20 protein-coding genes are annotated in these 21,283 nt (G+C 66.2%); 3 read left to right on the top strand and 17 right to left on the bottom strand.

From position 1 onward, the window contains the following. The 5 genes from ACP7A5_RS04330 to ACP7A5_RS04310 all read right to left on the bottom strand — a co-directional run bounded on the left by ACP7A5_RS04330 (position 1) and on the right by ACP7A5_RS04310 (position 4,959). Positions 1–2,514, bottom strand: coding sequence for a glycosyl hydrolase 108 family protein (locus ACP7A5_RS04330; RefSeq protein ID WP_426040756.1), 2,514 nt, complete (start codon positions 2,512–2,514; stop codon positions 1–3). 89 nt (positions 2,515–2,603) lie between these two features. Next, positions 2,604–3,101 carry a hypothetical protein gene (locus tag ACP7A5_RS04325; RefSeq protein ID WP_426040755.1) on the bottom strand — a complete coding sequence of 166 codons (498 nt, stop codon included), beginning with the start codon at positions 3,099–3,101 and terminating at the stop codon, positions 2,604–2,606. 102 nt (positions 3,102–3,203) lie between these two features. Next, the gene (locus ACP7A5_RS04320) at positions 3,204–3,761 is read right to left on the bottom strand and encodes a hypothetical protein (protein ID WP_426040754.1); all 558 of its coding nucleotides are present in this window, start codon (positions 3,759–3,761) and stop codon (positions 3,204–3,206) included. 376 nt (positions 3,762–4,137) lie between these two features. After that, complete coding sequence (locus ACP7A5_RS04315) at positions 4,138–4,458, bottom strand: hypothetical protein (protein WP_426040753.1); 321 nt, start codon at positions 4,456–4,458, stop codon at positions 4,138–4,140. Positions 4,459–4,728: 270 nt separating this feature from the next. Next, positions 4,729–4,959: a helix-turn-helix transcriptional regulator gene (locus ACP7A5_RS04310; RefSeq protein ID WP_426040752.1), complete on the bottom strand. Its 231-nt coding sequence runs from the start codon at positions 4,957–4,959 to the stop codon at positions 4,729–4,731. Between the two features lie 149 nt (positions 4,960–5,108). Here ACP7A5_RS04310 and ACP7A5_RS04305 point away from each other — a divergent pair, with 149 nt between their 5' ends. Next, positions 5,109–5,732 carry a hypothetical protein gene (locus ACP7A5_RS04305; RefSeq protein ID WP_426040751.1) on the top strand — a complete coding sequence of 208 codons (624 nt, stop codon included), beginning with the start codon at positions 5,109–5,111 and terminating at the stop codon, positions 5,730–5,732. Then, the gene (locus ACP7A5_RS04300) at positions 5,729–5,959 is read left to right on the top strand and encodes a hypothetical protein (protein ID WP_426040750.1); all 231 of its coding nucleotides are present in this window, start codon (positions 5,729–5,731) and stop codon (positions 5,957–5,959) included. Before ACP7A5_RS04305 ends, ACP7A5_RS04300 begins: the two co-directional genes overlap by 4 nt. A gap of 406 nt (positions 5,960–6,365) precedes the next feature. Here ACP7A5_RS04300 and ACP7A5_RS04295 read toward each other — a convergent pair whose 3' ends face one another. The 7 genes from ACP7A5_RS04295 to ACP7A5_RS04265 all read right to left on the bottom strand — a co-directional run bounded on the left by ACP7A5_RS04295 (position 6,366) and on the right by ACP7A5_RS04265 (position 12,751). After that, positions 6,366–6,935, bottom strand: a complete 570-nt coding sequence (locus tag ACP7A5_RS04295) for a hypothetical protein (RefSeq protein ID WP_426040749.1) — start codon at positions 6,933–6,935, stop codon at positions 6,366–6,368. After that, positions 6,928–7,416 (bottom strand): hypothetical protein, encoded by a 489-nt coding sequence (locus ACP7A5_RS04290; protein WP_426040748.1) that lies wholly within the window; start codon positions 7,414–7,416, stop codon positions 6,928–6,930. Before ACP7A5_RS04290 ends, ACP7A5_RS04295 begins: the two co-directional genes overlap by 8 nt. Positions 7,417–7,459: 43 nt before the next feature. Further along, a complete protein-coding gene (locus ACP7A5_RS04285) occupies positions 7,460–7,834 on the bottom strand; it encodes a hypothetical protein (protein ID WP_426040747.1) in 375 nt (124 codons plus the stop codon). A gap of 237 nt (positions 7,835–8,071) precedes the next feature. Further along, positions 8,072–10,543: a hypothetical protein gene (locus tag ACP7A5_RS04280; protein ID WP_426040746.1), complete on the bottom strand. Its 2,472-nt coding sequence runs from the start codon at positions 10,541–10,543 to the stop codon at positions 8,072–8,074. Beyond that, a complete protein-coding gene (locus ACP7A5_RS04275) occupies positions 10,540–11,013 on the bottom strand; it encodes a hypothetical protein (protein ID WP_426040745.1) in 474 nt (157 codons plus the stop codon). The genes ACP7A5_RS04280 and ACP7A5_RS04275 overlap by 4 nt, the downstream gene beginning before the upstream one ends. Next, positions 11,013–11,228: a helix-turn-helix transcriptional regulator gene (locus ACP7A5_RS04270; protein WP_426040744.1), complete on the bottom strand. Its 216-nt coding sequence runs from the start codon at positions 11,226–11,228 to the stop codon at positions 11,013–11,015. Before ACP7A5_RS04270 ends, ACP7A5_RS04275 begins: the two co-directional genes overlap by 1 nt. A 158-nt stretch (positions 11,229–11,386) precedes the next feature. Further along, positions 11,387–12,751, bottom strand: coding sequence for a tyrosine-type recombinase/integrase (locus tag ACP7A5_RS04265; RefSeq protein WP_426040743.1), 1,365 nt, complete (start codon positions 12,749–12,751; stop codon positions 11,387–11,389). Between the two features lie 226 nt (positions 12,752–12,977). On the opposite strand from ACP7A5_RS04265, the gene ACP7A5_RS04260 reads away from it, so the two are divergent. Next, complete coding sequence (locus ACP7A5_RS04260; RefSeq protein WP_426040742.1) at positions 12,978–13,610, top strand: TetR/AcrR family transcriptional regulator; 633 nt, start codon at positions 12,978–12,980, stop codon at positions 13,608–13,610. Positions 13,611–13,735: 125 nt separating this feature from the next. Here the strand turns inward: ACP7A5_RS04260 and ACP7A5_RS04255 are convergent, their stop codons facing one another. The 5 genes from ACP7A5_RS04255 to ACP7A5_RS04235 form a co-directional block, all read right to left on the bottom strand. After that, entirely contained in the window at positions 13,736–14,494 is a 759-nt protein-coding gene (locus ACP7A5_RS04255; RefSeq protein ID WP_426040741.1) for a prepilin peptidase, read from the bottom strand. Between the two features lie 95 nt (positions 14,495–14,589). Beyond that, positions 14,590–16,476 (bottom strand): ferrous iron transporter B, encoded by a 1,887-nt coding sequence (gene feoB / locus ACP7A5_RS04250; protein ID WP_426040740.1) that lies wholly within the window; start codon positions 16,474–16,476, stop codon positions 14,590–14,592. Continuing rightward, the gene (locus tag ACP7A5_RS04245) at positions 16,477–16,749 is read right to left on the bottom strand and encodes a FeoA family protein (RefSeq protein ID WP_425987417.1); all 273 of its coding nucleotides are present in this window, start codon (positions 16,747–16,749) and stop codon (positions 16,477–16,479) included. It abuts the gene before it with no gap. 93 nt (positions 16,750–16,842) lie between these two features. Beyond that, a complete protein-coding gene (locus ACP7A5_RS04240) occupies positions 16,843–20,079 on the bottom strand; it encodes an efflux RND transporter permease subunit (RefSeq protein WP_426040791.1) in 3,237 nt (1,078 codons plus the stop codon). After that, on the bottom strand, positions 20,079–21,260 hold the full coding sequence (locus tag ACP7A5_RS04235) for an efflux RND transporter periplasmic adaptor subunit (RefSeq protein WP_426040739.1): 1,182 nt from the start codon (positions 21,258–21,260) through the stop codon (positions 20,079–20,081). The genes ACP7A5_RS04240 and ACP7A5_RS04235 overlap by 1 nt, the downstream gene beginning before the upstream one ends. Between the last annotated feature and the right edge of the window lie 23 nt (positions 21,261–21,283).

Raw genomic sequence — 21,283 nt, 5'->3', positions numbered from 1 at the left:
TTAGTCAGGCCTGACGGCGGTTGCGCCCAGACGGCGAGCGATGAAGGGGCGGCCTGCCTCCAGATCCACCTCGAACGGGCTGCGGTTGCGGCCGTAGGCCACGCCGCCGCGCTCGTTGACGAGGCGATAGTTGCCGTTTGGCATGAGGACGGGGCGGAAGCGTGCGATGTCGCGAGCGGGGATCGGCTCGCCGTTGGAATAGACCGGGCCACGGTTCCGGCTGACCCAATCCGCGCCCATGGTTTCAAGAGCGTCGTCGAAATACTCGGGGTTCAGCCATCGCGGGACGACCACGTTCGCGCCGTTCACCGGAGCCGAGCCGCCATAGTCGCGGCCCTGATAGGTCGTGCGGCCCAGCGCGGCCTGCGCATAGTATTCGGCGGGTCGCGTCTGCCCTGCAGCGTCGTCCGCCAGTGCGGCGGCCTGCGCAGCGTTGGTCACGGCGGTCATGAGCGAGGGCGAGTTGCGGAGGCTGATGCGATGCGGGCGCAGCGCGGCCGTGATCTCGTCGCGCGTCTCATTCGCGAGCGTTTGGCCGCCAGCGCTCAGCGTCAAACCATGTGCGGCTTGGTCGGCGAAACGGTTGTCTCCGGACAAGGAAAGATCTGCCACGTGTATGGCCGTCGAGGCCGTCGAGTTCTGGCCGATCTCGGCTAGCAGGTCGCGGGCGCCGCGTGCACCGATCGCTTGCGTCGCGGCGCGGGCCAGCGTGACGGCGTCGGCCGGGTTGCGCTCGATACGGTCGCGGTAGGCCGTAACTTCCCCGTCCGTCAGGTAGCGAAGGGGAACGCCATGTTGATCGGCCAGATTGCCGCCCAGAGCCTGACGCCCGCGAAGGCCTTCAGCCCACGTCGTGCCGCTCTGCCCGCCGGCAAAGACGGCATCAACCGGCAGAGGGGGGAGAACCGCGATGCGGTGCTGTGAAGCGAAGTTCAGCGGGTCCGACGAGAATCCTTGGCGTGCATTGGAGATGCGATCCGCCAACAGGTCACCGGCGCCCATAGCCTGCACACGGCCGGCGACCGCATCCAGGCGGTTCTCCCACCCGCGAAGGTCGTCGCCGTACTTGGCTGGATCTTGGCGGGCGAGCGACTGATAATGCTCCCGACGCAGTTCAATGAAGCGAGCGGCGTCGCCGCCCGACTCCCTGATCCACTGTCGGGCTTTGCCCGCGCCGTGGTTGATGGCTGCGTCAAAGGCCACGATGCGCAGGGCGGGCGCGAGGGCGTCCGCGCCGATGGCGTCCCAGTAGTCTCGCTTGTAAATCGCTTCGGCTTCCTGTCGGGAGACATCGCCGTCCCGCCAAGCGTCGGGGTGGGAGCGTTCGGTGATTCCGAAGCGCGCGCGGCCAGCACCGTTGTCGTTCTGGACGAGGGCGGAACCTTCCGAGTCATTAATGATCCAGTCGACGAGACCGTTGAAATCCTGCCCCGCTGCGGCAACTTCCCGGCTGTCGGCAATGCGTCGTGCGGCTTCCTCTGGACCCAAACCAGCGAGGTCGCCCGTCTCGCGGCTCCTCTCCATCGCCTCGGCGCGTTTGCGATACCAGTCCGCCACACCCGACGGGCCCAGAACGGATTGGACTTCGGTTTCTGTGAGCCCGGTGCCGGGCGCGCCGATCTCGAAGGCCGCAGCGTCGTCGTCGATCCGGCGGTTAATCTCTTGCTCAGCCCGCGTTCGAGACGCGGTTGAGAGATTGGCCCGGTCGCTGGCTAGGTCGATCTCCTGGTTGATTGCCGCTCGGGCCGACTCGAACACGGTCTGCCGTTCGCCCGCGCCGATGTCCGGGTCGGTCAGGATCTCCTGCAGGGTGGCGATGGCGGCGTCTGGACCTTCGGTGCGAAGGGTGTCGACGGCGTCACGGGTATAGACGGCGGCCTTGCCTGCCGTCACGAACTCGCGATCGTCCTCATCGGCTTCCGCCTGCGAATACGGGATGGCGGGATTGGAAAGGCGAAGCTGGATCAGCGCGTCCCGCTCCGCCTTCATGAACTGGAATTCTTCAGTCTGGTCCTGACCGTCGCGAAGCATGGCGGTCAGCCGTGTGGAAAGCAGGTTCTGGCGGGTGCCGATCTCGATCGCTGACTCACGCAGTGCCACGCCCTGGACAGAATCCGCAACCGAGGATCGGCCGACGGTCAAGCGACGGTTGATGTAGGATTCGACGGCGACCGCATGCTCCGGCACGGCGCTCTTGATGATGCTCGAACGCAGGTTCGCCATTTCGTTCGAGTAGCCATCGACATCGTGCGAGAAGCGGTTGCGGATCTCGGCCTCGCGACCGTCGATATCGGTAGCGACGCCCGACAGATAAGACGTCTCGAACGCGGCCTGACGGGCCTCGAAAACCTGATTACCCGACAGCAAGTCCAGCGGCCCAGACCGGGGCGCTTCCATTGTGCCAGCAGCGACCGCTGCACCGTCTTCTGCACCGCGTTGTCGGGCCCGGCGCGTGAGCTTGGCGGTTTCGACCTCTGTGACCTGGTCGGCCAGTCGCCCGACGCTGCGCCACATCTCGGCAGAGCCGTCTCGCAGGTCGATAGATGGTGTGTTCGCGCTGACGCCGTTTTCGCGTCGCGGCTGAATGTTTGCTCCAGTAGCCATTAGAGGCTGTACCCGTGCTTCTGAGCGGGCTTGCCGCCTGAACCGATCTTGCTCGCGCCACCCGTGGCCCCGGCGGCCGCGATGTCGCCCGCTGCGCTCATCAGCGACCCGGCCGCGCCGAGATAACCTGCGGTCATTGCGTTGCTGACGCCGCGACGCTTGGCCCTCGCTGACAGGCGCAGAGCGCTTGCCTGGTTGGTGAAGCCCAACGCCTCCACGCCCTCGTCACGCACGCCCTGCCTGCGCAGTTCAGATTCAGCAGCGATGGCGGACGGTGTGTCGGCGGACAGGCCTTTGGCGGCGCGTCCCGCTTCGAGGGCGGCGATGGCGGCGCGACGATCCTCACGACGTCGCTCGCTGGTCTGTGTTGCCTGCAGGTCGACGCCACGCGCCTGAATGTCCGCCTGCGCAGCCTCGTTCGCGAGGCCTCGTGCCTGGGCGCGGCCGGACACGATGGATGAGACGGCCGCCAGTGCGGGGCCAGCAGCGGCGGCCATCAGGTGAGCCCTGCGGAGTGGTCGTAAAGTTGGGGTGAGCGTTGCATGTGGCGTCCTCCGACCCTGACCATAGAAGATGGGTCGAAGGCCGCGACGCACGGTTCAGGCGTCCGCTAGCCATGGACGCCCGGCATCCGTTACGCGCCCGGCGATGTCAGACGGCGACCAGCCCTGAGCCAACAGGGATTCAGTCGCTCGTCGCTTGATCAACTCGGCGGGTTCAGGGAGCGGGGCTCGGGCAGCCTGTTTTTCCAGCCGACGAAGAATCTTCAGAAGCGCTTCAGGCTTCGGCAGGTCGGCGACACCCCGGAACTCTGTGTCGTCGTTGAACACCACGAAAGCGACCTCAGGGAAGCCGTGGCCGCAGCATGCGCTCCATACGCCCGGCAGCTTGCCCAGGCATGGGTCCATCCCATCGGACGTTCTGAACTGATTGCAGGCGGCGCAAGCCCGGCCGGGGCTGTCTGCAACGAGCTCTTGAGTGTCGAGGTAGCGCCACCCTGCCGGAAGTCTGCCCTCGCGGCGGGTGTTGTAGGTCGGGTGTCCGAAGCTGTGGTAGCAGTCGATTGCTCCCAAGCGATCGGCTTTCCGCTGCTGCACCTTAGACAGCGGGAAGGTGTACGGAGGGAATGGTCCGCCATGGTCCGTGCTATCCGTCATCTTCGCTTTCCCAAGTAGCGGGCGAGTCAGTATCGACCCGCCACACCTCACGGTGCCCCACGATAGTAAGCGGAAGGTAAGCGCCCTCAGGCCGTCGGTCGTTCTCTGTTCGTTCTTGCGCTCAACGCTCCCTTGGCCCAGACTGCTGGAGGGGATCGCAAATCAAACGGACAAAATGTCCATTTGAAATCCTACGCCAAACAGGCGGCTGAAACCCTTGGCGTGGATGAACGCACCGTGCGCCGCGACCTCGCCCGGGGCAAGAACATCGTCCCCGACCTCCTGCACGATGTCGCCGGGACCGAACTCGACAAGGGCGTGGTGCTGGACGAGCTGGCGCGCACTGCTCCAGAGGATCAGCGCGCCAAGCTGGCCGTCAGTAGCTCAAGATCCCAGCCCTCTGGCCTTCAGAGTTCACAGATCGAAGCTCGGAGGCAGCCTCCTCCAAAACCCGTTCCGAAGCATACTCCGCGTCGTTGCGTGAAGCGCGGCGCAGGCACGAGGTGTATGTCTGGTAGTCGGCAAATGCCTCGTCGTGATCGCCGTAAAACGAGGGTTTGGAGCAGCCACTCTCCCAATCGAGGTTGCCATACCCCCCGGTGAAACGGCCGTCGGGATAAAGCCTGGAGCGGCTGTCTGCCGCCGTTGCGAGCAGCGTGCATGCGAGCGCCCAGAATAGCAGGTGTTTCTTCGGCATCGGCGCTCCCTTGTCGATACGACCCTAAACGCACGCGCCGAGATTTGGCAAACCGGCGTTGCGAGAAGTCAAAAATTTTGGCGACCCGACCTTCCGGGCTCGGAAGTTACGGGGCTGATACATGTGGCAAGAAGCGGCGCGCGGATTTTCCCCCTGGGGTGGGGGTCGGCCGCGACATGGGATCGCTCCCTATCATGTACGAAGAGACCCGCACCGGGTGAGGGCGCAGGTCGCGGCGGTGCAGAGGTCAGTGATCTGACGGGGGTGGTGTCAGGCGCGAGGGATGCGGCGCGCACCGTCAGCCGGTGGGCCAAGCACATCGACACCGTGCGCCCGGAAGGTGGCGATCAGCTTGACCTGCGTCGAGGGATACGACCGGCCGTCCTTCTCAGTTCGCTGGATGGTCGGAAGCGACACGCCCGCCGCCTCGGCCAGGTCCGACATTGACCACCGGAGAAGGGCACGCGCCGCCTTGCACGCCTCTGGGGTAAGATCTGCCATCTGATATATTTTAACCACATCTGTTGACCGGGAGGTCTATAGACGTATAGATTTTATATCAGCTTGGCAATCATGCCTCGCGATGGTCGAGACGGCAGCGGGTGTTTACGAGGCCCCCGCCACCGTCTCTAGCTCAGGGAAAGAACCCCATGAACGTCCACACTGCTACCACATTCGACGAAGCCGCCACACGCGCGGCAAGCTGGGCTGAGATGGTCCGCAACTATCACGCCATCAAGGCGCAGCTCGAAGCTGAACGCAGGCTGCACGACCTATCGGCAGATGCGGGTGAGGACTACCCCGAGAACCCGTCCCTCGTTGGTGCGCTGATCGATGCGCGCGAAGACCTCGCCCATACCTACACTCCCGATTGGGCAGGGCTGGGCATTCACGCTCAGGTCTATATCGACGCCAACGAGGACGACGACTGGCGCGAGACGGCGGAGCCGAACTCACCCACGTTCTGGCTCGCCAAGATCATCGACACGGCTGCAACCATCAACAGCCGGACGGGCACGGACCACGACCTCGGTGTCCTGCAGTTGCTCGGGGCCGTGGAGGCCTGCGCGCGCGCCTTCGTTCACCACCGCGACGGCTATCAGAACTACGGCTGCAATCCTTCGGTCCTAGTTTGGACCGTCGACCTGATCACCTGCATGCAGGAAAGCGCCCGTCGTCTGGCTGACACCCCGCGCTATGACGACTACTTCGGCTTCGTCTTTGGCGCGGTGTGGTTCGGCGAACTGCCGACGTGCATGGGGTCAGATCAGTGACCGCCCGCGCCGAAAACTGGGAAGGCTCGACGTGGGGCGAGATCCTCGCCGGCACTGGGTTCATTCATCGCAACTGGCCTGACGTGGTGAGGCTCGCGGAGGCGGCGGGAAAGGAGCCGGGTCAGGTGACTGCGATCTGGTTGTCCAACGCGCCTGCCGAGGTCCTGCCGGTCCTGATGTTCGCCGATGGCTCATTCGTGAGCATGGAGGGCGAGGGACGGACGTAGGCGGGCCTTCGCCGCCCGAAAACGAGAAAGGCCCTCCGGAGCGATCTGGGGGGCCTTTTTCTGCGCGACGCGACCCCATGTGTGCCCCCACATGGAGACCGCGTGACGAAAACCAGTTGTGGCCTGCACCACAGAGCTTTGACAGTCAGTTAACATATGTGGCGGTCTAGGGTTTCCCACCCCTGTACGCCCTGCGTCAGCCCGTAGAACTCGGCCACCGCAGCGGCCCCGGATCGTATCGCACGGGACAGGGCGTCCTCTTCCGGTCTCAGGTCGCCGCGCTCATCGTCGCGCGGTTGCGGCAGAGAGCGCCGCAAGGCCTCGGCCCGCTCGATACGATCGACGGCGGGGTCTCCCAGCAGCGCGGCCGTGACGTTCCCCGACGTGTATCGAGGGCGCCAAGCCATTAGTCGGCGGCCGCGATCTTCAGGTAGAGATCGCAAAGAAGCGCAAGAATCGCATTGGCTTCCGCGTTCAGCGGATCGCATTCCTCGACATAGGGGTGATTGAAGACAGCAGCCCGGAACAGGTCGCGGCACATCGTCGTGGCAATCATGGCTTCGAGCTGGCCGACTACGAAGCATCTGGGCTTGCCCACCCGCGCCGCGGCGTTCCGGGTTCGCAGAGTAGCGGGAACGTGCCTTGGCGCCGGCACAGCCCCGATGGCATCGGCGGTGGCCTGGTCGACCACGACAAGGCGCAGGCCTAGCGCTTCAGTGAGGTATTCCTGTGTGCTGGATACCTTGATGTCCCCGGCAGGAGTGGTTTCGCTGGGCAGCGAAAGGTGGAGGCCGCGCCGCCCCTGCGGCGACAGAGGACGCAAGGCCTTGGACGCCATGCCGCCCTGAATGCCTGCACGGTGGTCGAGTTCTTCGGCCGTGACACCCAACGCCTTTTTGCGCTCCTGCAGCGCGTCGGCGACCGTGCAGGCCGAATGAACCAGCAGGGGGGTAAATGGCGGCGGCGCGTCAGTCATCGTCGTCGTCGGTTGCGGATGGCGCGGCAGGCGCCCACGGCTGGGCTTCAATGACACCATTCGACCCGCCGTCGGAGATCAGGACTTCGCGCCGATCAGGCCCGGATCCGACGATGATCTGCACGGCGACGCCGATAGGATGCGGCGCGTCGCTCTTTCCGCCCAACTCGCCTGCCGCCTCCAGGAACACCTTGTACGACTTGTGACGGACCTCTTCAGAGACGGCACTGTCGGCAAGCTCTGCCATACCGACCCACGCCCGGAAGGTCCGGGCATCCATCCACTCGCGCTTGATATCGGCCAACCGGTCCAAAACATGCGGGCGGCGAAGGGCCTTCGCCAAGCTCTCAGGCTTGTAGCCTACGGCTTCGGCGGCTTCGAAAAATGGTAGCCCGCGCTGGACGATAAGCTGAAGGGCGGCCTCTACACCGGGCCGAATCTGCTGCTTACGCGGTGGTTTGATCGCAATCATGTCGGACATGCGCGGATTAGGCCCGCTCCGGCACGCGGTTTCGACGCACGGTCTAGCGTCGGGCGAAGGCCAGCACCTGACCGGGGCCCATGAAAGGCTCGCGCTGGATCGGCTGACGCCACGACAGAACGTCGGCGCTCTTGTGCGGATAGCCGGCGGCTCCGCAGGCGTGTTCCAGCAACGCAGCCCGCTCGGTGAAAAACGCGACCCAGTCCTGCCCCGGCTCGGCCTTGTACAGCCCAAGCTCAGCTCCGGTTCGGGATCGCCGCGCCTGATGGCGAAGCACGCTCACGGCGTCAGGCTCCTTGCACGCGATCAGGGCCAGAGCGTCGGCAAGCAGCGAGCGGCGCGCCTCGTCTCGTGCGCAGTCCTCGGCGATGGCTGCGGCTTCCTCGGGAGTGACCTGGGGTTCGTCGTCGTCGGTCAATGGCGCACCCTCCGCAGGGTTGGTGTCAGAATGTCAGGGTGAAGTATCATTCGAGCTGAACTAGAGTGAGAAAAGGATGGGGGGGGTCTGACTGTATGACTGAGTTGGCTTTTCCCCGCTGTGACTGGGTTTGCGAGGCAAAAGCCCTCTGACTGCACAACGTGGGGTCAGTGACTGTATTGCGTGCAGGTCGGGCTTTTCGGGAAATCGGCAGCACAGTCAGAAATGGTGTCAGGCTCATTGGTCGCCGATCCATGTGTAGATTTTGGGAGCCCTGCCGTTTCCCCCTCGCGGGCCGGTCTCGATGCGAACCAGTTCGGCCGACTCCAGCAGCTTCGTGATTTCCTCGATCTCCCGCGCCTTGAAGCTGGTAAGCGCCCGGCAGAGGTCGCGCTGCGTAATCGTCCCCTTCGCCCGGATGACGCGCACGACCTTCGCCCGGTCACGCTCCGTCTGGTTCTCCGACATGTGCTCGTTCGCGTCGGTGATGAGGCGTTCCGCCGACCACGTTGCGAGCTCCATCGACCATTCCAGATCGTCCATGCAGACGACCGGATCGGCCACGCCCTGCATGCCCAGCGCGCGGATGGTGGCCAGTCTGATCGCCATTTCACTGACCCGCGCCAGCATCGGCTGATTGGCGGCGCGGTCGATCATGCGGTTCTCGAACGCGAGGAAGGCCTGCTTGACGTGAGGCGTCGACCACCCCACCGTCAGGATCGGTTCGGTCACACCACCGCTGTGCATGGTTGCCCGGCTCAGGGGGTTGGCCACGTTGTAGATGGCAGCCAGCGCGTCGGAGATGGCGCTCGGCACGACGTGGCGGCTGACCTGGGGCTCGACCGAAGGGGGCCTAGCCTTGGTGGCTATCAACAGAAATCTATTGAGAAAACCATTATCCAAATCAGCTCCGTCTATCGCGGTGTAGAAATCGCGATCTGTCGCAGCGCCCAGCACCGACAATGCCGGGGAATGGATCGGAGCCGACGCTTTCGTCGCCCAGCCCGGCGAGGGCATGGTCGCAAACGATTTGCCCCACGCCGTCCGCAGCACCCCCGTGATGGCCTTCTCGGACCCCGAACCATTGCGGTTGTTGATTTTCCGCAGGAACGAGCCGAACTCATCCATCGGGCAGAGCGTCAGTGGCTCTTTCATCAGGTCGGCAAACAGGGCTTGGTGAGACATGAACTCGCCCTTGCCGATGTGACGTTCCATGCCGGACGCAGACAGTAGGGTGGCGACCGCGTTCAGCGCGTGATCCTTGCCCGAACCAGAGTCAGCCAGGGCCAGGACGTAGAGGTGCGTGCCCGAGTCCGTGGGACCGGCGATCTTCCGGCCGGCGGCCGTGCCGAGAACCAGCAGGGCAGCGGCAAGGGCAAATGCGCGGTTCGGACGGCGGGCGGTCGCGACAACCCAATCCGTGATCTCGCCGATCAAACCTGGCACGTTCAGCAGGTGATCCGGGAACTCGCCTGCGCCGTGCGTCGCGTTCGCCGGAATATCCGATACGGTCTCAGTCGCTCCTCCCAGCGCCAACGAGACGGCCTCGGCATCCGCGCCAACGGGCACCGGGGCCGTCTTCGGTTGCGGGCCATCGCCAAGGCCGCGCAGGGGGGCGGGCAGGCCAGCTTCCGGATCCGTGGTCGAGGCCCCCACCATGCCGCTCAGGTCGATCACGACGTCCGAGTCGTTGAAGCCCGGCAATCGATCCTCCAACCACGAGAGCGCCTCCGACACGGTCAGCCCGCAGAAGTCAGCGACGAAGTCGAGCGCACTCCAAGTGTCGCCCGATCCGAAGTCGCGGATGCCGCGCTCTTGGATCGACAAGTTCTTTTTTCTGCGTTCGAGCGGCTGGCCGGAGCTGGAGTCTCGCAGTGTGTTGACGCACTCGAACCCGCCGCGCGCTGGGCGCAGGGCATACAAGCCCGGCACATCGTGAACCCACGCCCCGATGTTCGCCAAGGCGGCGGCCTTCACCTCGTCAAAGATGTCGCCGCCAGCGTGGTCCGCCGGCACGTAGGGCTTGCGCTCGCCACGCCCCTGCCTCGCCGCCTCGGGGTCGTATCCGTGCTGCTCCAACGTCTCGACCAGACGCTCGTAATCGCCTTCGTCGAATATGGGCAGAGCGGTCGCGGCCACCGGCCCCTCGCCCAGCCAGACATACGGCTGCATGGTCTGGGGATGGATGGAAGGCGGGCAAATTGCCTGCCTCGTGTCGAACCCGGTTAGGACGTCGACCAGTCGCCGAGCCAGGCCTTGGCCCTGCGGAATGCGAGCGTCATCGAACCCGCGCGACCGGATCGTGGCGGGTGCCCGGTAGAAGGCCTTGAAGCCTTTCCTGCCCTTGGTGCGCATAGGGCTCATCGGGATTGCGCGCACAATGTCCTCGAAGGCTTCGACATCTTCCGTGTCCACATCGATCGAAATGATGTGCAGGGGTGTGCCATCCGGCGCGCTACCGGCGGGCGTGCCCATAATTAGCCCGATGTTACCGCACGGTGCCTTCAGGGCCATGCCCAGCGCGAAACCCGACAGCGGCGATGTGCGAAGATCCGTCCAAGAATCCAGCGCCTGCCAGCCGCCCGAGACGTAGCGGCCAGGGATCTTCCCCGCCGATTTATGCGAGGCGCTGGCCGCCATGATCGGGCAACACGAGTAACCAAGACCGGAAAGGGTCTCGTGCGCCTGGGCGAACGGGGAGGCGCTCACCCCGCGAACCCCGGACGCTTTTGGCGGAAGCCACTGGACGCCTTGAACGCCAACAGGACGAATTCACCGAATGCGTCGCTGTCCTCCGGCTGGGCTGGAAACCCGATATTGTGGAGGGCATCGATCGGAATACCCCATGTGCCGCGCTTCGTGGTCACGTCGAACACGGTGAAGCACGGGTAGTGGAAGGTCGCAGGCGAGCCGTCGACCGGACGCCAGGGCCGAACACGATACCGACGGCTCGGGTTTCTGTTCCGCCATTTTTGGTCGGTCAGGCCGTCGTCGACGAGAGGCACGAACGGGGCGGGCACCGGGGCGCCGGTCTTCGCAAAACGGATCGCAGCAATCGACGATCGAAATTCGGAGGTCCGGAATCGTGCGGTCGCGAGCGCAATGCTTTCGCCCTCACGTCGCTCGGTGGCGAGCCACGCAGTCAGCCGCTCGCCGCTTGTGGGATCGGAAACGGACATCAGGCGTGCGCCTTCTCAGCCTGAGCTTTAATCCATGCCTGAACATCACTCTCGCGCCAGGCGATGCGGCCGGCCGAAATTGGGATTGGCTTCGGGAAGTTCGCTTCAGGCGTGCGGCGCAGCCGCCATGCCGTAGAGCGCGACATGTCGCCCAAGCACGAGCGGACTCGTGGCCAGGAAAGCAGTCGGTCAGGCTGGGTCGTTTCGGTATTCATCTCGTCCTCGCTCAGAAGGCGCCATATCGGCGTAGCCCGTTGGCTGCATGGAGCTGAGGAACAGTGGTTTTTGCATCTCCCGGTCTCAACGCACGCCACATGGCGCGCGCTGAGACAAACTGGTGCGTGATGGTTAAGTGAGGGTTAGTGCCCGTTGGCTACGCCACAGCCTCGCGGATCGGCGTGACGTTCGACGGCCGCTCTTTCTCGCCCACGATTTCAAGCAGCAGAGCCGTCCAGACTTCCAGCCCCTGCCGCTTCTCGCTGAGGTAGGTATTCGAGTCGTAGTGGGTCGAGGAAACCAACGCCCCGCCCCCGGCGTCGATGTGGCCGAGGATCTTGGAGCGGATGAACGGGGAGACCCCGCAGCGCTCGCTGGTCAGGTTCGACGAAACGGTGCGCCTTATGTCGTGCGTCGTGGCCCCCTTGATCTTGAGCCCCACGCACAGTCGCATCAGGGCCTGACTCATGCTGTCGGGGCGGATCGGGCGGTCTTCGCCCGCGCGCGTGGTCGGGAACACGAAAGCCGAGGGCTCATCCCTCCCCGCGTCTGCTACCTCGATCGCGCGCCGAATCAGTGCGACGGCGGCCTCCGAAAGCGGAACCATATGAGGCTTCGACCCCTTCATCCGCTCCGCCGGCAGCAAGAGCGTCCGTGCCTCAAGGTTCAGTTCTGAGCGGGCCATGCCGGAAATCTCGCCCCGGCGCTGACCCAGCAGCGCGGCCAGCTTAATCGCGATCCTCACATTCTCGCTGACCGAGACCGCCTTGCCGTCCTCGGCGACAAGCCCGGAAGGATCAGTCAGGGCACCCCACAACGCCCTCAACTCTTCGTCGGTCCATATGCGCGCGCGTGGCTTCTCAGCGGCCAGGGGGGCGAACCCTGTCGCTGGGTTCAGGTTCGCCAACTCTTCGGCGATGGCGAAACTATACACCTGTCGGATGACCGCTTGCGTCCGGTTGACCTGTGCGCCCAGCTTGCGCGGGCGGGCCTTGGTTGGTTCGCGGAGCGCCTTGAGCAGGGCCTTGACCTCTGCACGGGTGATCTTGTCGAACGGCAGGGGGCCGAGAACAGGACGCACATTCCGCTTGAGAATGCCCGTCTCCTCGCGAAGCACGGTGTCACGTTTGGCTTTACCCTTCGGCTGGTAGTCGCCGCTCGCGCAGGCCGCTTCGTATTTGTCAGCGAGGTCATTGAAGGTGCGAACGGTATCGGCCGGCATCGCGCGCGCTTGGCGCCGGGCCGTAGCGGGGTCGCCTCCCTTGGCCACCTGACGAACGATGTCCTCCGCCATCTCGCGAGCGTCGGCGAGTCCTACGCCGGGGTAGCGACCGATCGAATAGCGAGGGTGGCGACCGTCGGTCGTCCTGTATCGGAGGAACCACGACTTTACGCCGCGATCAGTGATGCGGAGATGCAGGCCCCTTAGGCGGTGGTCCCACAACTCTTTGCGGGTGCCCGGTTCGGCCTTCGCCGACTTGACCAGCGCGTCCGTCAGGTTGGGTTGATCAGCTTTTGACATCGTGTGCCCTTTTCGATCCGGGGGCACATGGGGGGCATGCCGGAGCCGGTCTGTATGGGTAACACTCGAACGCGGTGAAACAACAGGGGTCAGGCGGGGCTTAGGGTTGACCGGGGGGCCGGAACCCCCTCATACGTCGTGGAACAGTCGGTCAATCAGTTTTGTAAACTGGATGTCGCGGGTTCGATTCCTGCAGCCGGCACCACTCCTTCCGGGCCGCTCCCTCATGGCCGAACGCGCGATCAACAAACTCGGTCACCGCATCGGCGCGCGGGGCGGAAAGACGCGCGCCGCGATCCTGGACGCCACCCGCCGTCTGCTGGACCGCCAGCACCTGGGCGAAATCCGGGTCGCCGACGTCGCGCTCGAGGCCGGCGTGTCGCCGTCGAATTTCTACACCTATTTCAAGACGGTGGAGGAACCGGTTCTGGCTCTGTGCGAAGCCGCCGCCGTCGATTTCGCGCCCCTGTCGCGCCACCTCGAAGGCGACTGGTCGACGGAAAACGCCTTCGCCGCCGCCCGCGCCTACGTCATGGCCGTCCTGCTGATCTGGCGCGACCACGGCCCGGTCCTGCGCATCGAACACATGCTGGCCGACAAGGGCGAGGCCGGTTTCGTCGAGGCGCGCATCCGCCGCCTGCGCCGGGTCCACCTGTCGCTGGAGCGCCGTATCGCCGTCGCCCACGCCACCGGCTATCACGCGCCCGGCCTCGATCCCCGCCTGACCTCCTACGAGGTCGCCAATCTGGTGGAATCGGTCGCGGGCGGCTTCGACCTGATGCGACGCGGCGACACCCCGCCCGACGCCATCATCGACACCACCGCCCATATCGTCGTGAAACTGGTGACCGGGCGCTGAACCTGCGTCCGAAACTGTCGTGCGGCGCGCCTATGATCGTCGCATCGTACGGTCTTTGACATCGCCACAGAGATTTCCGCCGCGCGACTCTGTCGACTCTGTCGACTCGTTTTTGGAGTCGCACCTCAGGTCCCGGGCGGCCCATACAGCCAGGTCAGCCAGATCCCGATGGCCAGAAACGTCCCGAACGGCAGCTTCTGGGTCATTTCGACCTTCCTCCGGGTGATCAGCAGGGTCAGGACGATGCTGAACCCCGCCGCGCAGGCCCACAGCAGCACCGTCGGCAACCCCGACCACCCGACCCAGGCCCCCGCCCCCGCGAACAGGATCGGATCCCCGCCGCCGAGCCCTTCCCTGCCGCGCACCCGCCGATAGATCTCGGCCAGCCCCCACAGGATGCCGAACCCGGCCGCGGCGCCGACCAGTTGCGGGATCGGCCAGCCCTGGGCCAGCAGCGCCCCCGCGATCAGCCCCGTCGCGATCAACGGCAGGGTCAGCTCGTCCGGCAGCCAGAAATTCTCGGCGTCGATCAGGGCGATCAGCAGCAGTTGCCACCCCAGGGCCGCGGTCGCCCCGACCAGCAGCCAGCCGCTGTCATATCCCCACAGCGCCGCCCAGACACCGATGGCCGCCCCGCCGCATTCGATCAGGATATAGCGCGGCGACACCGCCGCCCCGCACATCGCGCACCTGCCGCGCTGGACCAGCCAGCTGATCGCCGGAACCAGCTGCCAGGCTTTAAGCGTCTCGCCGCAGCTCATGCAGTGCGACGGGGTGACGACGATCTCCTCGTCCCTCGGCAGGCGCACGGTCACCGCGGCGATGAAGCTGCCGAAGATCAGGCCCAGCAGGCCCATGACGATGGAAGCGTAAACAAGGCTCATCGCTCCCCATACCCGTGACCCTCGGGATTGTCCCGAGGGCCCGGCCCCTTTCACCGTGCATCCCGGCGAAGGACGGGGTGCACGGAGAGGAAGTGTCAGCCCCCTCCGAGCGCCACCGCGATCCGATAGGTGGCGAACGACGCCAGATAGGCCAGGGCGAACATGTAGACGACCATGACCCACATCCATTTCCAGCTGTTCAGCTCCCGCTTCACCACCCCCAGGGTCGCCACGCACTGCGGCGCGAAGACGTACCAGGCCAGGAACGACAGCCCCGTCGCCAGCGACCACTGGGCCGCCAGGGTCGCGCCCAGCAGGCTTCCCGCGCTCTCGACGTCGGCGATGGCATAGACGGTGCCCAGGGCGGCCACGGCCACCTCGCGCGCCGCCATCCCGGGCACCAGGGCCACGACCATCTGCCAGTTGAAGCCGATGGGGGCGAAGATCGGCTCCAGCGCGTGGCCGATCATCCCGGCGAAGGAATAGTCGATGGCCGGCTGGGTCGCGCCCTCGGGCGGATAGGGGAAGGTCGAGGCGGCCCAAACCAGGATCATCAAGGGCAGGATGATCCGCGCCGCCCGCTCCATGAAGATCCTGGCCCGGATCCACAGGTTCAGCAGCACCGACTTGGCGTCCGGCAGCTTATAGGCCGGCAGCTCCATCATGAAGGGCTCGACAGCGCCCCTCCAGAACACCTTGCGGATGACGAAGGAGACCAGCAGCGCCGACACGATCCCCGCCGCATAGAGGCCGAACATCACCAGCCCCTGCAGGTTGGCGAAGCCCCAGACCGTCTGCTGCGGAATGAAGGCCCCGATGATCAGGGTGTAGACCGGGATGCGCGCCGAACAGGTCATCAGGGGCGCGACCATGATGGTCGTCAGCCGGTCCCGCTTGGAGTCGATCACCCGGGCCGCCATCACGCCGGGAATGGCGCAGGCGAAGGAGGACAGCAGGGGGATGAAGGCCCGCCCATGCAGCCCCGCCCCGCCCATGATCCGGTCCATCAGGAAGGCCGCCCGCGCCATGTAGCCGAAGTCTTCCAGCAGGATGATGAAGGCGAAAAGGATCACGATCTGCGGCAGGAAGACAAGCACGCCCCCCACGCCCGCAATCACCCCGTCGACGATCAGGCTCTGCACCAGAGGCCAGACCGGCCCGCTGTCGGGCACGACCGCGCTGACACCCGCACCGATCAGGCCGAAACCCGCCTCGATCGCGTCCATCGCCGGCGTCGCCCAGGCGAACACTGCCTGGAACATGACGAACAGCAGGGCCATCAGGACGACCAGTCCAATGACCGGGTGCAGCAGGACCCCGTCGATCCTGCCGGTCAGGGTGTCCGGCCGCTCCGGCGGACGCACCGCCGCCCGCATAATCTGCTCGGCCCTGCGATGAGCCTCGCGAATGGCCTCGGCGTCCGGCGCGGTCCATGTCTCGCCCTCGGACGTCCAACCCGGAGCCGCTGTTGTCTCGATCTCGGCGACCAGGTCCTCGATGCCGCGCCTGCGCGTCGCCACCGTGGTCACGATCGGCACGCCCAGTTCGGCGCGCAGCCTCTCAAGATCGATGCGCAGGCCCTGTCGCTGGGCGATGTCGTACATGTTGAGCGCCAGAACCATTGGCCGCCCCACGGCCTTCAGCTCCAAAATCAGCCGCAGCACCAGCCGCAGATTGGTCGCATCGGCCACCGCCACGATCACATCCGGCACGGCCTCGCCCACCAGTCGCCCGAGGACCGCGTCGCGCGTGACCTCCTCGTCCGGGCTGCGGGCGCGCAGCGAATAGGTCCCCGGCAGGTCCAGCACCGACATCGACCGGCCAGAGGCGGCCAGCACCCGGCCCTCCTTCCGCTCCACCGTGACCCCGGCGTAGTTCGCGACCTTCTGGTGCGCGCCGGTCAGGGCGTTGAACAGGGCGGTCTTGCCCGAGTTGGGGTTTCCGACCAGGGCGACCCGAAGGGGCCTGACAGCGACGTCCATCTATTCGGCGGCTTCGGCAAACAGCTCGACCGTCAGGCCTCGCGCCTCATGCCGACGCAAGGCGACACGCATGTCGTCGACTTTCAGCGCCATCGGGTCGCGGCCGAATACACCCTGGTGCAGCAGCTGGACGTGCGCGCCTTCGACGAATCCCAACTCAAGCAGGCGACGCTCCAGTTCCGCGCCGTGCTCGTCGCCGCCGACCGATACGACGCGGGTGATGATCCCCCGGTCGCCCAGCCGTGCCTCACTCAAGGAAATGACGTTGCTCATGACGCTCGTTCTCTGCGGCGCGCTCGCCCCCGGCGGCGCTCCGATACCTGCGAACGCTTATCAGGAGCGACACCGCTTCGTCCAGTGCGGCGTTTATTCCGCCGCCGCCGGGATCGGATCGTTGGCGACCGCTTCCTGGGCCTCCCACTCCTCGATCTTGCGGGCGGTGTAGTCGGGCGACCTGGTGAAACGCGCGAGCGCTCCATAGATCACCGGCACCACGAACAGGGTCAGCAGGGTCGAGAACATGGCGCCGGTGAAGATCACCACGCCGATGGTCTGGCGACTGCCCGCCCCCGCGCCCGACCACAGCACCAGTGGCAAGGCGCCGAATGCGGTGGCGATCGAGGTCATGATGATCGGGCGCAGACGCAGCGCCGAACTCTCGACGATAGCCTCCTTGATCGAGCGGCCCTGGTCGCGCAACTGATTGGCGAACTCCACGATCAGGATGCCGTTCTTGGCCGCGATCCCGATCAGGATGATCAGCCCGATCTGCGAATAGATGTTCAGGCTGGAGCCGGCCATCAGAAGACCGAACAGCCCGCCCGCCGCTGCCAGAGGAACGGTCAGCATGATCACCGCCGGGGTGATCCAGCTCTCGAACTGGGCGGCCAGCACCAGGAAGACGAGCAGCAGGGCTAGGGCGAAGGCCCAGGTTACGGCGCCGCCGGCCTCCTGCTGGTCGCGCGCGGCGCCGCCATACTGCAGGGTGACGACGCCCTGCGGCTGCTGCGCCGCCTGCTCCTCCATGAAGGCGACGGCGTCGGCGATGGTCATGCCGGGGTTAAGGTCCGCCGACAGAGTGATCGCACGTTGCCGGTCGAGACGGCGACGGTCTGGCGTGTCGCCCGACGTCTCCGTCGTGACCACCGACGACAGCGGCACCAGGGCGCCGGATCCCGCCCCCACATACAGCCGTTCCAGATCCCCGACAGAGGTGCGATTGGCCCGCTCGGTCTGCAGGATCACGTCGTATTCCTGCCCGCCGCGGATGTAGGTCGTGGCCAGGCGGGATCCGAACATGGTCTCCAGCGTCCGCCCGATCTCCTGGGCGGACACGCCGAGGGCGGCAGCCTTCTCGGGATCGACATCGACCAGCAGACGCGGCGCATTGGGCTCGTAGTTCAGACGCGGGCGTGAGAATCCGGGGTTCTCCAGTGACGCCGCCAGCAGCGGTTGCAGCCAGTTGTAGATCTCTTCGTACTCCGCGCCCGTGGCGATCAGCTCGATCGAGTTTCCGCCGCCACCGCCGCCGCCACGCTGGAAGGCCCCGGGCGTCGAGGCGTTGACCTGGGCGCCCGTCTGGGTGCGCAGCTTGCCGTTCAGTTCCTGGGCGATTTCGTCCGCCGAGCGCTCGCGCTCCGACCAGTCCTTCAGGATCAGCGAGGCGTTACCGGAGTTGTAGCTGCCGCCGCCGAACCCCGGGGCGGAAATCAGGAAGCTGTCGACCTCGCCCGCGTCCTTGTACTCCGCCAGAATCGGCTCCAGGCCCATCATGATCTGGCGTGTGTAGTCGAAGCCGGCGCCCTCAGGCCCCTGGACGCGCACCTGAACCCGACCCCGATCCTCGGGCGGCACAAGTTCGTCCGGCAGGGTTAGGAATATGCCCCCGGCCCCCGCGCCGACCAGCAGGATCAGCAGGCAGACGCCGATCACGGCCACCCGCTTGCCGACCATCGCGTCCAGCGAATGGGCGTAGGAGTTCTTCAGCCCGTCCATGGCCCGATCGACGTTGCGCGCCAGCCAGCCCGAGCCGGCGGCGGGCTTCAGGATCTTGGACGCCAGCATCGGCGACAGGCTCAGCGCCAGGAAGGCCGAGAAGGCCACGGCTGCGGCGATGGCCGCCGCCAGTTCGACGAACAACCGCCCGACGTATCCGGGCAGGAACAGCAAGGGCGCGAACACGGCCAGCAGGGTCACGGTGGTGGCGATGACGGCGAAGAAGACCTGACGCGTGCCGCGCTCGGCGGCGACCAGCGGCGGTTCGCCGTGGTCGAGGCGGCGCTGGATATTCTCGGTCACCACGATGGCGTCATCGACGACCAGTCCGATGGCCAGCACCAGAGCCAGCAGGGTCAGCAGGTTCAGCGAGAAACCGAGCGGCGCCAGGACGATGAAGGTCGACAGCAGGCAGATGGGGGCCACGATCGACGGGATCAGCGCCGCCCGGAAGCTGCCCAGGAAGATGAAGTTCACGAAGGCCACCAACACCATGGAGATGCCGATGGTGATCCACACCTCGTCGATGGCGTGGGACGTGAAGACCGAATTGTCCGAGCCGACGACCAGTTCGGTGCCGGGCGGCAGTGTGCCCTGCAGTTCCTCGACCAGGGCCTCGACCCCCTTTGAGATTTCCAGATCGTTTGACTGGGCCTGACGGGTCACGGCCAGACCGATCTGGTCCAGTCCGTTGCCGCGGAAAAGGCGGCGCGCCTCGGCGGCGCCTTCCTCGACCCGGGCGATGTCGCCCAGACGGGTCACATAGGTCGCGCGGGCCTGCAGGGCGCCGGTCGCGCCCGAGCCGTTGGGAATGGAGCCGGTCGAGACGGCACCCGAGGCGCCCGCCGAACCGATCGAGGCCGATCCGGCCGTGCCGATCGGCAGCCGGGCGAAGTCCTGGGCCCGCGCATAGGTGCGGGCCACCCGCACGGTGTAGTCCTTGTCCGTCGATTCCAGCGCGCCGGCGGGCAGTTCGACGTTCTGGCTCGTCAAGGCCTGTTCGACGTCCGAGACGGTCAGGCCGCGCGCGCCCATGGCGGCGGCGTCCAGCCAGATGCGCATGGCGTAGCGCTGCTCGCCGTAGATCTGGGCCTGGGCCACGCCCGGCACGGTCGCCAGACGATCCAGCAGGTTGCGGTCGGCGTAGTCGGTCAGTTCCAGCCGGTTCATCGACGACGACCGCAGGAACAGGATCATGATCGGCTGGCTATCGGAATCGGCCTTGGCGACTTCCGGCGGCTGGGCCTGGGTCGGGAGGCGGCCCTGCACCCGGCTGACCCGGTCGCGAACGTCCGAGGCGGCGACGTCGATATCGCGATCCAGGGCGAATTCGATGGTGACGTTCGACCGACCGTCGCGGCTGGACGAGGTGATCCGCTCGACGCCCTGGATGCCGGCGACCTGCTGCTCGATCGGCTCGGTGATCCGGTTCTCGATGACCTCGGCCGAGGCGCCTGCGTAGCTGGTCGAGACCGAGACGATCGGCGGATCGACGTCCGGCAGCTCCCGCACCGGCAGGAAGAAGAAGGCCGCCGCACCGATCACACACAGAACGATCGCGGCCACGGCCGCGAACACCGGCCGCCGGACGGAAATGTCGGAGAGCATCATCGTGCGGCCGCCTGCGGCTGTCCGGCGGCGGACGGTGCAGCCGCCGGGGCCTTGGCGGCGACTTGTGTGGCAGGCCTTGCGTCCCCGGCTCCCGCAACCGTGATCGGCGCATTGGGCTGGATGCGGTTCAGGCCGGAGCCGACAACGCGGTCATTGGCCGAGAGACCCGAGACGATCTCGACGAAGCCGTTCTCGACCGCTCCGGTCTCGACCGTCACCCGCTGGGCGGTCGAGCCGCGCTCCCCCGAGGCGATGCGATAGACGAAGGCGCCGTCGCCTTCGTACTGGATGGCGGATTCAGGCACCGACGGCGTCTGGCGCTGGCCCTGCTGGATACCGACCCGCATCAGCATGCCGGGACGGATGCGTCCGCCGGGGTTGGGGAACTCGGCACGTGCGGTCACGGCGCGCGTCGTCTCGTTGATCCGGGTGTCGATCAGGGAGATCCGGCCCGAGAACTGTTCGGAGCCATAGGCGTCGGCCGTGGCCACGATCGGCAGGCCCTGACGCAGCAAGGCGAGGTAGCGTTCAGGCACCGGGAAATCGACGCGGATCACCGAGGTGTCATCCAGAGTGGCGATGACCGCTCCCGGGCTGATCAGGGTGCCCGGCGTCACCGACGACAGACCCAGGGTGCCGGCGAACGGAGCCCGGATCATCCGGTCGCCGCGACGCGCCTCGGCGGCGGAGAGCGAGGCCTGGGCCGTCTCCAGCGCGGTTTCGGCGTCCTCGGCGGACACGCGCGGCGCGACGCCGCGCTCGGCCAGTGCCTTGAAGCGGTCGTACTCGCGCTGGGCCTGCGCCACCTGGGCGCGCGCCTGAATGATGCTGGCGTCTTCCTCGCGCGCCTGCAACTGAACCAGAGGCGTCCCCGCAGCCACGCGCTGACCATCGCTGAACAGAACGGCCGTGATCAGCTCGGAGGTGCTGGAGGTGACGTTCACCGACCGTCGGCCGCGCGCAACGCCCAGCACATTGATCTGGTCGCTGAAGGGCCGCAGCGCCACCACAGCCTCGGACACGGCCTGGCCGCGCCCGCCGCCGGGTCCGCCCCGACCTCCCCCCGGCCCGCCGGCGCCTGGCTCATCACCCGCGAAGGCGACGCGCAGCACGGCCGCGACGATCATCAGACCGAGCACGGCGGCGGCGATGACGAGGAACAAATGACGTCTGATCACGTGGTTCGATCTCTTTGAGCAAG

The sequence above is a fragment of the Brevundimonas sp. TWP2-3-4b1 genome (assembly GCF_049897665.1).
GTDB classification, from domain to species: domain Bacteria; phylum Pseudomonadota; class Alphaproteobacteria; order Caulobacterales; family Caulobacteraceae; genus Brevundimonas; species Brevundimonas subvibrioides_B.
This window is presented reverse-complemented; position numbering and strand designations above follow the sequence as displayed.

Excerpts from the sequence above, each read along its gene's own strand:
- ACP7A5_RS04305 (WP_426040751.1), top strand. The coding sequence starts at position 5,109 with ATGAACGTCCACACTGCTACCACATTCGACGAAGCCGCCACACGCGCG.
- ACP7A5_RS04310 (WP_426040752.1), bottom strand. The coding sequence starts at position 4,959 with ATGGCAGATCTTACCCCAGAGGCGTGCAAGGCGGCGCGTGCCCTTCTC.
- ACP7A5_RS04260 (WP_426040742.1), top strand. The coding sequence starts at position 12,978 with ATGGCCGAACGCGCGATCAACAAACTCGGTCACCGCATCGGCGCGCGG.
- ACP7A5_RS04240 (WP_426040791.1), bottom strand. The coding sequence starts at position 20,079 with ATGCTCTCCGACATTTCCGTCCGGCGGCCGGTGTTCGCGGCCGTGGCC.
- ACP7A5_RS04275 (WP_426040745.1), bottom strand. The coding sequence starts at position 11,013 with ATGTCCGTTTCCGATCCCACAAGCGGCGAGCGGCTGACTGCGTGGCTC.
- ACP7A5_RS04325 (WP_426040755.1), bottom strand. The coding sequence starts at position 3,101 with ATGGCCGCCGCTGCTGGCCCCGCACTGGCGGCCGTCTCATCCATCGTG.
- ACP7A5_RS04270 (WP_426040744.1), bottom strand. The coding sequence starts at position 11,228 with ATGAATACCGAAACGACCCAGCCTGACCGACTGCTTTCCTGGCCACGA.
- ACP7A5_RS04330 (WP_426040756.1), bottom strand. The coding sequence starts at position 2,514 with ATGTGGCGCAGCGTCGGGCGACTGGCCGACCAGGTCACAGAGGTCGAA.
- ACP7A5_RS04265 (WP_426040743.1), bottom strand. The coding sequence starts at position 12,751 with ATGTCAAAAGCTGATCAACCCAACCTGACGGACGCGCTGGTCAAGTCG.
- feoB (WP_426040740.1), bottom strand. The coding sequence starts at position 16,476 with ATGGACGTCGCTGTCAGGCCCCTTCGGGTCGCCCTGGTCGGAAACCCC.
- ACP7A5_RS04290 (WP_426040748.1), bottom strand. The coding sequence starts at position 7,416 with ATGTCCGACATGATTGCGATCAAACCACCGCGTAAGCAGCAGATTCGG.
- ACP7A5_RS04255 (WP_426040741.1), bottom strand. The coding sequence starts at position 14,494 with ATGAGCCTTGTTTACGCTTCCATCGTCATGGGCCTGCTGGGCCTGATC.
- ACP7A5_RS04320 (WP_426040754.1), bottom strand. The coding sequence starts at position 3,761 with ATGACGGATAGCACGGACCATGGCGGACCATTCCCTCCGTACACCTTC.
- ACP7A5_RS04315 (WP_426040753.1), bottom strand. The coding sequence starts at position 4,458 with ATGCCGAAGAAACACCTGCTATTCTGGGCGCTCGCATGCACGCTGCTC.
- ACP7A5_RS04295 (WP_426040749.1), bottom strand. The coding sequence starts at position 6,935 with ATGACTGACGCGCCGCCGCCATTTACCCCCCTGCTGGTTCATTCGGCC.
- ACP7A5_RS04245 (WP_425987417.1), bottom strand. The coding sequence starts at position 16,749 with ATGAGCAACGTCATTTCCTTGAGTGAGGCACGGCTGGGCGACCGGGGG.